This window comes from Arthrobacter sp. Soil_C_60 (assembly GCF_057656375.1).
Genome location: NZ_JBDGKM010000003.1, coordinates 133194 through 145298, shown reverse-complemented (window position 1 = coordinate 145298; position 12105 = coordinate 133194). Strand labels below are relative to the sequence as shown.

Genomic DNA, 12105 nt, shown 5'->3' with positions numbered 1-12105 from the left:
CTATTCGCACAGCTCAGGAACCGGCCTCCAGCTGTTCCAGCAGTTGCCGCACCTGCACGGGCCGGTTGGTGGTGATTTCGTGGATCCCCAGCTCGTGGCAAAGCCGGACGTCGTCCGGCTCATTGACGGTCCAGACCCTGAAGCGCAGGCCCGCCGCGAGCCAGCGCTCGATCAGCGGCCGGTGCGACCTGATGTAGTCAATGCCCGGGCCGGCCATCCCCACGGCGCGTTGTTCGATCAGCGCCTCGCCTTCGGACAGGGCCCGGCGCAGCAGCGCTACCACGGCGCCCACTGTCAGGGAGCCCATGAAGAGGGAACTCTTGATCTCTTCGGCCTCAATGTTGTCCAGCAGTTGGCACAAGTGGTCCGTGGGCACATGGTCTTCCAGATGTTTGGCGGTGTCGGGATGGAAGCTCATGAACGAGAGCTTGAGGTTGCCCAGCCTCGACGTCTCCGGATCCCACCCCTCGGCCATCAGGTACTTCAGCAATTCGTCCTCGAGGGTCTGGCCGAACGGGCTGGGGTGCTTGAGCTCGATCGCCAGGTCGAGCGGACGGCCGGCCTTGCGCATGAGGTCGATCAGCGCGTCCAGCGTGAGCAGCTGGTCCGCCACGCCGCCGTACTCAGGCGGAATCGGCACGCCGCGCCACGACGAGAAGTCCAGCCGCAGCAGCTCTTCCAGCGTATGGTCGGCAACGTGGCCGGTTCCGGTGGACGTGCGGTCCAGATCAAAATCGTGGAAGCAGATCAGCTTCAGGTCCGCCGTCAGGTGGATGTCGCACTCAAGCCCATCGGCGCCGTCGGCAATCGCCTGCAAATAGGCAGCCCGGGTGTTTTCCGCGTACTGTTCGCTGGAACCGCGGTGGGCGAAGATCTTATGCTTCATGGTTTTCACCGTACGTGAATTTGCCGACCGGAACCCGCTTTCGCCACGACGGACTGGTTAACTTAGCTTGACGGGTCCCAGAACTTTTTTGCCGCGGAGGCCAGATGAGCACACAGCTGATGTACGACGACGGCCGCAGCGTTATCGGGGATGCCGAACGCGCCGCCGGGCTAACGAAAATGAAACGCCTGGCCACCGGAATGCTGGTGCTCATGGCTGTGATCTTCATCGTGGCGTTCGCCCTGCAGGAGCAGTATCCCTGGCTGCAGTATGTCCGTGCCGCTGCCGAAGGCGGCATGGTGGGTGCCCTCGCGGACTGGTTCGCGGTCACCGCGCTGTTCAAGCACCCGATGGGCCTGAAGATCCCGCACACGGCGATCATCCCGCGCAAGAAGGACCAGATCGGCGCCAGCCTGGGCTCCTTTGTGGAGGAGAACTTCCTCTCGGAGGAGGTGGTCAAAACCAAGATTGCCTCGCTGGGGGTCTCGGCCAAAACCGGCGCCTGGCTGGCCCGGCCCGAAAATGCGGACCGCGTAGCCCGGGAAGGCGCCACCGCCATCCGCGCCGCCATGCTGGTCCTCAACGACGAGGACGTCCAGGACGTCATCGAGTCGATGGCGCGGCGGCACCTGCTGGATCCGGAATGGGGCCCGCCGCTGGGCAAGCTGGCCAAACGGCTGCTCGACGACGGCCACCACCTCAAACTGGTAGACCTGCTACTGGACCGCGCAGCGGACTGGGTGCTGGACAACCAGGAAACCGTGGCCCGGCTGGTGGCGGACCGCTCCCCCACCTGGGTTCCCTCCTTTGTGGACTCGCTGATGGGCGACAAGGTCCACCTCGAGCTGTACAAGTTCATTGCCGCCGTGCAGGCGGACCCGGAGCACCAGGTCCGGCAGCAGCTGGACGTCTACCTCCAGTCGCTGGCCCAGGATCTGCAGACCGACCCGGACATGATCGCCCGGGTGGAGAACCTCAAGAAGAACGCGCTGGGCGATCCGGAGGTACGCCAGCTGGCGGTACGGACGTGGGACACCCTCAAACGCGCCCTGCTGGAGGCGGTCGAGGATCCGCAGAGCGAACTCAGCCGCAAGTTCACCACGGCCGTCCGCGACTTCGGCAGCCGGCTGGCCAGCGACACGGAACTCGCCGCCAAGGTGGACGGCTGGATCGAGGAGGCCGCCGGGTACCTGGTCCGGACCTACCGGTCCCAGATCGCGTCCGTCATCACCGAAACAGTAGAGCGGTGGGACGCCGAGGAAACCTCCCGCAAGATCGAATTGCAGGTCGGCAGGGACCTGCAGTTCATCCGGATCAACGGCACGGTAGTCGGGTCCCTGGCCGGCCTGGTCATCTTCGCCATCGCCCACGCCATCTTCGGGTAGCTCCGCAACGCGGCCTACTCAGACGTCGTCCGGCTCGGCTCCGCGGTGCTGCCCGGTCTGCGGGTCCGTCTCGGCCGGTAGATCCGGCCCCGGTGACGCTGCAAGATCCTCGGGCCGAGGCGACTGGGAGGACTCAGGTCCGGCATGCGTCGTGGACAACGGCGTGGCACCCACCGCCGTGCCTGCAACTGCACCGCCGGATGCGCCGGTAGCGCCAGCACCCGCGCCCAGCTCCTTGCGCCTGCCCGGAATCAGGTTCCTGCGGGGGATCAGGTGCTTGCGCTGGGCCAGCTCCTCCACCAGGGACATCGGCAGGGTCAGCGGCGGCTCGCCGAAGGCCTCGCGGGTGGATTCGATGACGCGGCGTCCCATCATGTGGTTGCCGGCACCGCCCACCACGGCCCCGATACCGAACGGCACAGCACGGCCGAGCAGGGCAGTGCCCTGCTTGGCCAGGAACTTCTTCAGGAAGCGCCGGCGCATGCTGTCCATGATGGTGCCCATCATGCCCGCAGGCATGCTGGTCCCGATGACGTTGCCCCACGCCTGGCCCGGCTTGTTCCGCCCGTTGGTCTGGCCGGCCAGTTCGCGGATCAAGGCGCTGCCTTCCTCGCCCATCAGGATGGCCATGACCATGGTCCGGGACCGTTCCGGGTTGTCCGTGTGGATCCCGTGCAGCTCGGCGATGGACTGCGCATAGAGCGCGGTCGCCTCCAGGAACCCTACGGTCGCGGCGGCGGAAAGTCCCAGGGCGGCGATGGTGCCCACACCCGGGATTAATGCGGATCCGCCCACGGCCGCCCCACCGCCGGTGATGGCGGAAAGGTAGTACTTCTCCAGCTTCGCGGACAGCTCGGCCGGCGAGGCCTCCGGGTACTTGCTCCGCAGCCGGTTCAGGTTGGCCAGTACCAGCGGGCGCTGCACGTCCAGGGCCTTCATGATTCCGTTGGCGACAGCCGGTTTGGGGTTGCCCTTCTCGTCAAAAGCCGCACCGGCAGCCATCTTGACCGCCGGGTTGAATTTCCTGTTCTTCGCCACGAAGTCCTCCTTGAGGTAGCGGACATGGCCTTCGCCTTAACACTAGATCACCGGCTCCGCAGCACGCCGGGAACCGGCAATTTTCCCCGGCGCGGCAACAAGATCAGTATGCTGAGGAAAGCACCGCAGTATTCCTCTATCGACGCCCGCGGCCATCGGCAGGCTGGCGTCAGGAACAAGGAGTAGTTGGTTATGAGAATCGGATCTTCGATTGCCCTGATCGCCATCGGCGCCATCCTCGCGTTCGCCGTGGCCGACGTCGTCGACTTTATCGACCTGACACTGGTCGGTTGGATCCTGATGGGCGTGGGCGTGCTGGGCCTGATCATCTCGGTGGTCATGGCCGGCACCAGCAGGCGCCGCGTGACCGAGAGCCGGCAGCTGCATGACCCGCACACCGGGGAGACCGTCCGCCGCGACGACACCCGGGACAACGGCCTCTAGCCCAGGTAGGTCTTCAGGAAAATTCCGACGTCGCGGATCTCCTCCGGCCCGATGTTGTGCCCCATCCCGGGATACGTGCGCGCCGTGAGCCGGGTGTGGGCCTCCAGCCAGTCCGCCGCGTAGTCCACCGCATCCTGATGGATCACTACGTCCGCGGCGTCCCGCCCCCAGAAGAACGGCAGCGTGCCGTCCAGGTCATCCGTCAGGGTCAGCAGTTCGTTCTCCAACACAAAACCTGAAAGCCCGACGGCGGCACGAAAGGCCGTGGGCCGCAGCCGGATCAGCGTGGTGGCCATGGCCATGCCCTGGGAGAAGCCCAGCAGGCTGGTGCCGGTGAACATGCCGGACGCGAGCACCGGGTCCAGCCAGGCGAACACCTTGTTGGCCGAGCTGACGACGTCGGCAAAGTCCGAGGCGAGGAACGCATCCAGCAGGAACCAGCCGTAGTTGGCCCCGACGTCGAAATGGCCGCGCAGCGCCACCCCGGTCACATTCGCCGGCAGCGCCTCGAACAGCGGCAGCACCCGCTCCTCGGAGGAGCCGTAGCCGTGGATCATGACCAGCAGCTCGGTGCCGGCGCGCTCGTCCTCGGGGCGGGACCATACGGCAGTCGTCATGGACTACTTCTACCACCCGCCCGCTCAGCGCGGCTTCTTGCTGCCCAGCGCGACCAGTGAGAGCACAATCCCCACCCCGCTGATACCGGTAGCGATGAACGACGACGCCGGATGCCCGCCCGTGAGTACGGCCGCGGCGAGGGACAGCGGCAGCCACAGCACCGCCCAGCCGAGCACGCCGAACAGCGGCGCATAGCGTTCCCCGCGCGCCGTCCAGCGGTAGGCGAAGATGCCGAAGACCAGGGACAGCAGACCGCCGCCAAGCATCATAATGGCACCAAACCCGCCCAGCCCCGGGTTCCCGAAGGACCCCACCAGCAGCGCGGTCAGGACGTCAACGCCGATTACCACCACGCCCAGTCCTGCCGCCAGGAGCAGCACGTTGCCGGCCTGGAGGAGCATCAACCTGCGGACATCTGCCCTCATGGCCCCCACTGTATAAGAGCTCCCCCTAAGGCTCCCGGGAACTCCGGAAGCCCGCTTTTCTGTTTTTATGTTGGTTTTCGTTGACAAGCGGAAACAAACACAGATAAAGTCATCAAAACAAAGATCGACGTGACACCAATCACTCCCCCTCCCGGTTCAGCTTCTCGAAGGAGAAAACATGTTTGCCGCCGAACGCCACCGCAAGATCGGTGAGCTTGTGGCCGCCAAAAACCGGGCCACCGTGGGTGAACTGGCGGACCGTTTCGACATCACCAAGGAAACCGTCCGGCGCGATCTGGCCACCCTCGAACAGCAGGGCGTGCTTCGCCGGGTTCACGGCGGCGCCGTCGCTGCCGGCCGGGCCAGCACCAGCGAACAGAGCCTGGGCAGCCGCCAGCTCCAGCGGCACGAGGAGAAGCAGCGGATTGCCCGCAAGGCCCTGGAGCTCATCCCCTCCGGCCCGGCCTCGCTGGTGATCGACGCCGGCACCACCACGGAGCAGCTGGCCGAGCTGCTGGCCTCCGAGTCCAACGGGCGGCACGAGGACCTGCTGGTCATCACGCACGCGGTCCCCATCGCTTTCCGGATCTCCACCGGCTCGAAACTCCAGCTGGAAATGATCGGCGGGCGGGTCCGCGGCCTGACCAGTGCGGGCATCGGTGCGCGGACGCTGGAACAGTTCGCCGCCCTGCGCCCGGACATCGCGTTCATCGGAGCCAACGGCATCGATGCTGGCTTCGGCCTGAGCACCCCGGATGCTCTGGAGGCCGCCGTGAAAACGGCAATAGTCCGCTGTGCCCGCCGCGTGGTCGCGCTGGTGGATTCGTCCAAACTCGAGGAGGAAACCTTGGTCCGCTTCGCCGGCCTTGAAGAGATCGACACCCTGATTACCGACGCCGCACCCCCGGCCGCACTGGCCGAGGCGCTCGAGGCCGCGGATGTCGAGGTGGTGGTGGCATGATCATTACCCTCACGGCCAACCCCAGCCTGGACCGCACCGTAGAGCTGTCCGGCTCCCTGATCCGCGGCAGCGTGCAGCGCGCGGTGGCCGCCTCCCAGCAGGCGGCCGGCAAGGGCGTCAATGTGTCCCGCACCCTGGCCGCTTCCGGCGTCGCCAATCTGGCCATTCTCCCCGGCGACCCCGAGGATCCCGTGATCACCGGGCTGCGGCAGGACGGCCTGGCGTACGTGGGCCTGCCCATCGGCCAGGCCCTGCGCAGCAACATCACGCTGACGGAGCCGGACGGCACCACCACCAAGATCAACGAACCCGGCCCGCATCTGGACAGCAGCCGGCAGGAAGAACTCGCCGAGGCCGTGCTGGCAAAGTGCGACGGCGCCGCCTGGCTCGTGCTCGCCGGTTCCCTGCCGCCGGGCGTGCCAGCCGATTTCTACGCCCGGCTCACCGTCCGCGTCCGCGAAAAACTCGGCCCGGCTGCCCCACGGATCGCCGTGGATTCGTCCGGCGAACCGCTGCGCCAGGCCTTCGCCGCCGGTCCGGCCGCCGTGCCGGATCTGGTCAAGCCCAACGCGGAGGAGCTGGCCGAACTGGCCGGCGTCCACAGCGAGGCCGCGCTGGAGGCGGACCCGGAACTCACCGCGCAGACCGCCGCGCTCCTGCTGGATAAGGGCGCTGAAGCGGTGCTGGCCACGCTGGGTTCCAAGGGCGCCGTCCTCGTCACGCGGGAGGGCGCCTGGTACGCGACGCATCCGCCGGTCAGCGCGCGCAGCACCGTGGGCGCCGGGGATTCCTCCCTGGCCGGCTACCTGCTGGCGCACAGTTCGGGCGCGGCCGCCGCGGATTGCCTCCGCCAGGCCGTAGCCCACGGTGCCGCAGCGGCAGCGTTGCCCGGCACCACCTTGCCCGCCCTGTCGCAGACGACGCCGGACGCCGTCGTTGTTAGTTCGCTTTCCGTTCCCGCCCCCTGACTTCATTCCATCCCGCAAGCCCAATTTCCCGTCAGTTCCACGCCCACAAGGAAGACGCCATGTCCCACCTCATCACCGAAGAACTTGTCACCCTGGATAAGAACCTCGGCACCACCAGCCAGGATGTGATCCGGCAATTGACCCAAGTGGTGCTCGACAGCGGCCGCGCCAGCGGATTCGACGGCCTCTACGCCGACGCCGTCGCCCGCGAACAGAAGACCGCCACCGGCGTGCCCGGCGGCATCGCCATTCCGCACTGCCGCTCCTCCGCCGTGCTCGAACCCACGCTCGCGATGGCGCGGCTGGCTCCCGCCGTGGACTTCGGCGCCAAGGACGGCCCCGCCGATCTGGTCTTCTTCATCGCCGCGCCCGAGGGAGCCGACAAGGAGCACCTGAAACTCCTCTCCAAGCTGGCCCGTTCCCTGATCAAGAAGGACTTCACCGCCAGCCTCCGGGCCGCCGAGTCGCCCGCGGACATCGTGGCGCTGGTCAACAGCGCGCTCTTCCCGGACGAAAGCGCCCCTGTTGCCGCGGGCGCCCCGGCCGGGGCAGGCACTGCTCCTGCAGGCGCGGCTGCCGCGGCAGGTGCCGGTGCAGCCGCCGGCACCGCCACCGTGACCGAGCAGCACGGCCGGCACGCCGCTGCTGCCGCCGCCGATCCCAACCGCCCCAAGTCCCTGGTTGCCGTGACGGCCTGCCCCACCGGCATCGCCCACACCTACATGGCGGCCGATTCCCTGGTCGCCGCGGGCAAGGAAGCCGGCATCGAGGTGCAGGTCGAGACCCAGGGCTCGGCCGGCGCAACCCCGCTGGATCCTGCCGTCATCGACAGGGCCGACGCCGTGATCTTCGCCGTCGACGTCGATGTGCGCGAGAAGGAGCGCTTCGCGGGCAAGCCGGTCATCCAGTCCCCCGTCAAGCGGGCCATCGACGAACCCGACGTGATGCTCCGCGAGGCACTCGCCGCCGCGGACGACCCGAACGCCCGGCGCGTCAGCGGCACGGCCGACGTGGCCTCGCACCAGACCGGCCAGGCCGGCGAAAGCATCGGCGCCAAGCTCAAGCGCGCCCTGCTGACCGGCGTCAGCTACATGATCCCGTTTGTCGCCGGCGGCGGTCTGCTCATTGCGCTGGGCTTCCTGCTCGGCGGCTACGCGATCACCGATATCGCGGACACCGTGGTGCTGGAGAACAACTTCGGCAACCTGCCCGACGGCGGACTGCTCACCTATCTGGGCGCCGTCGCCTTCAAGATCGGCGCGCTCTCCATGTCCTTCCTGGTCCCCGCGCTGGCCGGCTACATTGCCTACGCCATTGCGGACCGGCCGGGTATCGCCCCGGGCTTCACCGCCGGCGCGGTTGCCGGTTTCATGGGCGCCGGCTTCCTGGGCGGCCTGGTCGGCGGCCTGCTGGCCGGCTGGATTGCGCACCTGATCGGACAATGGTCCGTCCCGCGCTGGCTGCGCGGCCTGATGCCCGTGGTGATCATCCCGCTGCTGGCCTCCATTGTGGCCTCGGGCCTGATGTTCCTGGTGCTCGGCGGCCCGATCGCCGGCCTGACCACTGCGCTGAACGGCTGGCTCTCCGGCCTGACCGGTGTTTCCGCCGCCGCCCTGGGCATCATCCTGGGACTGATGATGTGCTTCGACCTTGGCGGACCGGTCAACAAGGTTGCCTACGCCTTCGCCGTCGCCGGCCTCGGTGCAGGCAGCGCCGACAACCAGGCTCCGTGGATGATCATGGCCACCGTGATGGCGGCCGGCATGGTGCCGCCGCTGGCGATGGCCCTGGCCACGGTGCTGGACCGCAAGCGCTTCTCGCTGGCCGAACGCGAAAACGGCAAGGCCGCCTGGCTGCTGGGCGCGGCGTTCATCTCCGAAGGCGCCATTCCGTTCGCCGCGGCCGATCCGCTGCGCGTCATTCCCGCCAGCATGCTCGGCGGAGCGGTGACCGGCGCCCTGACCATGGCCACCGGTGTGACCTCGCAGGCGCCACACGGAGGCATCTTCGTCTTCTTTGCGATGGGCAATGTGGTTATGTTTGTGGTAGCCGTGGTGGTGGGAGCTATCGTCTCGGCCCTGGCCGTCCTGGCCCTGAAACGCTACGCAACGAAGAAGACCGCTCCGGCAGAAACTGTCGCGGCCTAGGCCGCGACAGCCTACGCTGACAGACAAGCCATCGAGTAGTTGAGCAAGGGGTACGCAATGACCAGCATTACCGGAGTAGGCGTCAGCCCGGGGCGAGTGATCGGGCCGGTACTGCAGATGCCGTCGGCCGTCGCCGAGCCGGCACCCGGTGCAGGGCTGCCGGCCGGCGCCACCGCCGAGGGAGAGGCCGACCGGCTGCGTGCCGCGGCGAAGACGGTGCAGGCTGCGCTGAAGGACCGCGCTGCCGGGGCACGCAAGGAGGCGGCCGAGGTCCTGCAGGCCACCGCGCTGATGGCCGCGGATCCGATGCTGCTCAAGTCCGCGGTCAAGCTGCTGGAGGCCGGCCGCGGCACCGAACGCGCCATCTGGGAAGCCGCGGAGCAGGTCGCCGAACAGCTCAAGTCCCTCGGCGGCTACATGGCCGAACGCGCCACCGACGTGCTCGATGTCCGCGCCCGGATCGTGGCCGAGCTGCGCGGCGTACCGGCCCCGGGCATCCCCGCCTCGGACGTGCCGTTCGTGCTGGCCGCGGAGGATTTGGCACCGGCGGACACCGCCACGCTGGACCCGGCGATGGTGCTGGCGCTGGTCACCTCCGGCGGCGGACCGCAGTCCCACACCGCCATCATCGCCCGCTCGCTCGGGCTGCCCGCCGTCGTCGCCGCCACCGGCGCCACGGAACTGGCGCCGGGCACGGAAGTCTTCGTGGACGGTGCCGCGGGCATCGTCACGCCGTCCCCCGGCGAGGCGGAGCGTGGCCTTGCCGCGGCCTATGCTTCCCGCGAACCGCTGCAGCCCTTCGACGGCACGGGTACGACGGCGGATGGCCACCTGGTCCCGCTGCTCTCCAACGTGGGCGGCGGTGCCGATGCAGTGGCGGCCGCCGCGTTAGGGGCCGAGGGCGTGGGCCTGCTGCGCACCGAATTCTGCTTCCTCAACCGCGATTCCGAACCCACCGTCGACGAACAGGTGGCCGCGTACAAGGCCGTCTTCGACGCCTTCCCGGCCAAGAAAGTGGTGGTCCGGACGCTGGATGCCGGTGCCGACAAGCCGCTGCCGTTCCTGACCGACAGCACCGAACCCAACCCTGCGCTCGGCGTGCGCGGCTACCGGACGGACCTGGCCACCCCCGGCGTGCTGGAGCGCCAGCTGCAGGCCATCGCCACGGCGGCCGGCCAGAGCGAGGCCGAGGTCTGGGTGATGGCGCCGATGATCGCCACCGCCGAGGAGGCCGGCCGTTTCGCCGGACTCTGCCAGGCCGCGGGGCTGGAAACACCCGGCGTCATGGTGGAGGTTCCCTCCGCCGCGGTGACCGCCGGCTCGGTCCTCAAGCGCGTGGACTTCGCCTCGATCGGCACCAACGACCTGACGCAGTACACCATGGCGGCGGACCGGCAGCTCGGCCCGCTGGCGGCGCTGAACGATCCCTGGCAGCCCGCCGTCCTGCACCTGGTCAAGGCCACCGTGGACGGCGCGGCGAGCCTGCAGGAAGCACCCAAACCGGTGGGAGTCTGCGGCGAGGCGGCCGCGGACCCGGCCCTCGCCGTCGTCCTTGTTGGCCTGGGCATCAACTCGCTGTCCATGAGCGCCCGCTCGCTGGCCGCCGTGGCCGCGGTCCTCAAATCCGTTCCGCTGGAGCGGGCCCAGCAGCTGGCTGCGCTGGCGCTGGGATCCGACACCGCTGCCGAAGCCCGCGCCGCCGTGCGCGCCGAACTGCCCTTGCTCGAAACCCTCGGACTCTAAGCACGTCCCGTCACAAAGGAGAAATCATGCCCGAACGTATCGCAACCGTCGCCAGCCGCGTTGGCTTGCACGCCCGCCCCGCCGCCATTTTTGCCGAGGCCGCCGGCGACCAGCCGGTGGAAGTGACCATCGCGCTGGAAGGCGCCCCCGCCGACGAGGCCATGGACGCCTCCAGCATCCTGTCGCTGATGAGCCTGGGTGCCGAGCACGGCTCCAAGGTAGTGCTGCGGGCCGAGGGCGACGGCGCCGACGCGGCCCTCGACGCCCTGGTGCAGGTGCTCGAAACAGACCACGACGCCGAATAGCACCTACTGCTTGCAGCATCGCCGCGGCCGGTCCACCGGTTCCGGCAACGGCACAGGCTCCGGTCCAGTCCTGCGACTGAACCGGAGCCTGCGGTGTTAGCGGCCAGCGGCGGGACCCGCTGCTACCAGCGGACCTTCTTCTCCGCCGGCCCGCGCCTGTTGCTGGCATGCGTGGGCTTGTGGCTGTTGCCGATGCTGTGCCAGCCGGGCAGATCCCCCGGGCTCTTGGCACCCTTGGCGTCCGCGAGCCGCTTCTGCTGCTCTTTGCTCAGTTTCTCGGCGGCAGCGGGGGCAAGATGCACGTTGAGTTCGGCCTTGGCCGCGTCAGGGTTGTTGTCGATGGTGGTCATGGTTCCTCCGTTTCTTACGATGTACGCCTGAGAGGGTGCGCCAGAAGCCGGGACAGAGCCCGGCAAAACGGGTCTTTTCATCAAGAGTTAGGGGAAAAGAACTCGGAGGCACAGCCTCAACAAGCAGGATTTTCTTTTGGGCAGCTTTGGAGCCGGCCGGTACAGCGGAGACCGTCTCTACTCGAAAATCAGTGTTCCCATGCGTGCAAGCCTAACAGCGCGGCCTAAGTTCGGGTAGATTTTTCTGCAACAGATTTGGGGGACGCCATGACGCAGTTCGATGACCGGTACGACCCGATCTACCAGCGCGGGCACCGGATACCGGCCGACGGCCGGCCGCAGGACCTTTCCGCAGAGCCCATGGACCGGGCAGCGGGTAACGGGTCCAGGGCGGCTAGCGCTGGCATTGACCGCACTGAGGCCGGATTTGCGGCGGCAGCAGCGCCCCGTCCCGCCCCGGCGGCCCATTCCACTTCCACCGACCTGACCGGCGCGGCGGACATCTCCGAGGTCGTTCCGCCCGAGCTTGCCGGGCGGGAACAAGGGCAGGATCCCGCTCCGGCCCCGCGGTCGAAGTTCAATCCGTTCCTGCTGGCCCTCTGGCTGCTGGGGGCGGGCGCCATCACCCTAGGATTCTGGGCCGCGCTAGGACCGGTAATGACCATGAACGATCCGTTCGGCGTCAACTCGGGCTTCGGCCCGCCAGAGTGGATATACCTCCTCAGCATGCTCTCGCCGGGGCTCATTGCCGGCGGGCTGACTGCCCTTGCCGCCGCACTCGTCCTACACAGCCTGGCTTGGCAGCGCCGGGGTTAGGACATCCGCTTGGCCGCCC

13 protein-coding genes are annotated in these 12105 nt (G+C 68.1%); 8 read left to right on the top strand and 5 right to left on the bottom strand.

Translation table 11 applies throughout. From position 1 onward, the window contains the following. Positions 1-13: 13 nt before the first annotated feature. Positions 14-886, bottom strand: coding sequence for a glycerophosphodiester phosphodiesterase (locus AC3A4M_RS07475; RefSeq protein WP_498734979.1), 873 nt, complete (start codon positions 884-886; stop codon positions 14-16). Between the two features lie 104 nt (positions 887-990). On the opposite strand from AC3A4M_RS07475, the gene AC3A4M_RS07470 reads away from it, so the two are divergent. Beyond that, entirely contained in the window at positions 991-2271 is a 1281-nt protein-coding gene (locus AC3A4M_RS07470) for a DUF445 domain-containing protein (RefSeq protein WP_498734977.1), read from the top strand. Between the two features lie 18 nt (positions 2272-2289). Here the strand turns inward: AC3A4M_RS07470 and AC3A4M_RS07465 are convergent, their stop codons facing one another. Further along, positions 2290-3309, bottom strand: coding sequence for a hypothetical protein (locus AC3A4M_RS07465; RefSeq protein ID WP_498734975.1), 1020 nt, complete (start codon positions 3307-3309; stop codon positions 2290-2292). 192 nt (positions 3310-3501) lie between these two features. Here AC3A4M_RS07465 and AC3A4M_RS07460 point away from each other — a divergent pair, with 192 nt between their 5' ends. Then, the gene (locus tag AC3A4M_RS07460; protein ID WP_264667687.1) at positions 3502-3753 is read left to right on the top strand and encodes a DUF6458 family protein; all 252 of its coding nucleotides are present in this window, start codon (positions 3502-3504) and stop codon (positions 3751-3753) included. On the opposite strand, the gene AC3A4M_RS07455 is transcribed toward AC3A4M_RS07460, so the two are convergent. Continuing rightward, on the bottom strand, positions 3750-4370 hold the full coding sequence (locus AC3A4M_RS07455) for an alpha/beta hydrolase (protein WP_498734974.1): 621 nt from the start codon (positions 4368-4370) through the stop codon (positions 3750-3752). The two genes, AC3A4M_RS07460 and AC3A4M_RS07455, sit on opposite strands and share 4 nt — an antisense overlap. A gap of 24 nt (positions 4371-4394) precedes the next feature. Beyond that, entirely contained in the window at positions 4395-4796 is a 402-nt protein-coding gene (locus tag AC3A4M_RS07450; RefSeq protein WP_498734973.1) for a hypothetical protein, read from the bottom strand. A gap of 178 nt (positions 4797-4974) precedes the next feature. On the opposite strand from AC3A4M_RS07450, the gene AC3A4M_RS07445 reads away from it, so the two are divergent. Genes AC3A4M_RS07445 through AC3A4M_RS07425 form a run of 5 tightly spaced genes read left to right on the top strand, consistent with a single transcriptional unit; the run spans position 4975 to position 10920 of the window. After that, positions 4975-5757, top strand: coding sequence for a DeoR/GlpR family DNA-binding transcription regulator (locus tag AC3A4M_RS07445; protein ID WP_169992314.1), 783 nt, complete (start codon positions 4975-4977; stop codon positions 5755-5757). Continuing rightward, positions 5754-6725, top strand: a complete 972-nt coding sequence (locus AC3A4M_RS07440; protein WP_498734972.1) for a 1-phosphofructokinase family hexose kinase — start codon at positions 5754-5756, stop codon at positions 6723-6725. The genes AC3A4M_RS07445 and AC3A4M_RS07440 overlap by 4 nt, the downstream gene beginning before the upstream one ends. 59 nt (positions 6726-6784) lie before the next feature. Next, positions 6785-8872: a PTS fructose transporter subunit IIABC gene (locus tag AC3A4M_RS07435; RefSeq protein ID WP_498734970.1), complete on the top strand. Its 2088-nt coding sequence runs from the start codon at positions 6785-6787 to the stop codon at positions 8870-8872. 57 nt (positions 8873-8929) lie between these two features. Continuing rightward, positions 8930-10615: a phosphoenolpyruvate--protein phosphotransferase gene (gene ptsP / locus AC3A4M_RS07430; protein ID WP_498734968.1), complete on the top strand. Its 1686-nt coding sequence runs from the start codon at positions 8930-8932 to the stop codon at positions 10613-10615. Between the two features lie 26 nt (positions 10616-10641). Then, entirely contained in the window at positions 10642-10920 is a 279-nt protein-coding gene (locus tag AC3A4M_RS07425; protein WP_169992307.1) for an HPr family phosphocarrier protein, read from the top strand. A gap of 122 nt (positions 10921-11042) precedes the next feature. Here AC3A4M_RS07425 and AC3A4M_RS07420 read toward each other — a convergent pair whose 3' ends face one another. Next, positions 11043-11270, bottom strand: coding sequence for a hypothetical protein (locus AC3A4M_RS07420; protein ID WP_139003888.1), 228 nt, complete (start codon positions 11268-11270; stop codon positions 11043-11045). Positions 11271-11537: 267 nt separating this feature from the next. On the opposite strand from AC3A4M_RS07420, the gene AC3A4M_RS07415 reads away from it, so the two are divergent. Then, entirely contained in the window at positions 11538-12086 is a 549-nt protein-coding gene (locus AC3A4M_RS07415; protein ID WP_498734967.1) for a hypothetical protein, read from the top strand. Positions 12087-12105: the final 19 nt, after the last annotated feature.

Excerpts from the sequence above, each read along its gene's own strand:
- AC3A4M_RS07475 (WP_498734979.1), bottom strand. The coding sequence starts at position 886 with ATGAAGCATAAGATCTTCGCCCACCGCGGTTCCAGCGAACAGTACGCG.
- AC3A4M_RS07470 (WP_498734977.1), top strand. The coding sequence starts at position 991 with ATGAGCACACAGCTGATGTACGACGACGGCCGCAGCGTTATCGGGGAT.
- AC3A4M_RS07460 (WP_264667687.1), top strand. The coding sequence starts at position 3,502 with ATGAGAATCGGATCTTCGATTGCCCTGATCGCCATCGGCGCCATCCTC.
- AC3A4M_RS07455 (WP_498734974.1), bottom strand. The coding sequence starts at position 4,370 with ATGACGACTGCCGTATGGTCCCGCCCCGAGGACGAGCGCGCCGGCACC.
- AC3A4M_RS07450 (WP_498734973.1), bottom strand. The coding sequence starts at position 4,796 with ATGAGGGCAGATGTCCGCAGGTTGATGCTCCTCCAGGCCGGCAACGTG.
- AC3A4M_RS07445 (WP_169992314.1), top strand. The coding sequence starts at position 4,975 with ATGTTTGCCGCCGAACGCCACCGCAAGATCGGTGAGCTTGTGGCCGCC.
- AC3A4M_RS07440 (WP_498734972.1), top strand. The coding sequence starts at position 5,754 with ATGATCATTACCCTCACGGCCAACCCCAGCCTGGACCGCACCGTAGAG.
- AC3A4M_RS07435 (WP_498734970.1), top strand. The coding sequence starts at position 6,785 with ATGTCCCACCTCATCACCGAAGAACTTGTCACCCTGGATAAGAACCTC.
- ptsP (WP_498734968.1), top strand. The coding sequence starts at position 8,930 with ATGACCAGCATTACCGGAGTAGGCGTCAGCCCGGGGCGAGTGATCGGG.
- AC3A4M_RS07425 (WP_169992307.1), top strand. The coding sequence starts at position 10,642 with ATGCCCGAACGTATCGCAACCGTCGCCAGCCGCGTTGGCTTGCACGCC.
- AC3A4M_RS07420 (WP_139003888.1), bottom strand. The coding sequence starts at position 11,270 with ATGACCACCATCGACAACAACCCTGACGCGGCCAAGGCCGAACTCAAC.
- AC3A4M_RS07415 (WP_498734967.1), top strand. The coding sequence starts at position 11,538 with ATGACGCAGTTCGATGACCGGTACGACCCGATCTACCAGCGCGGGCAC.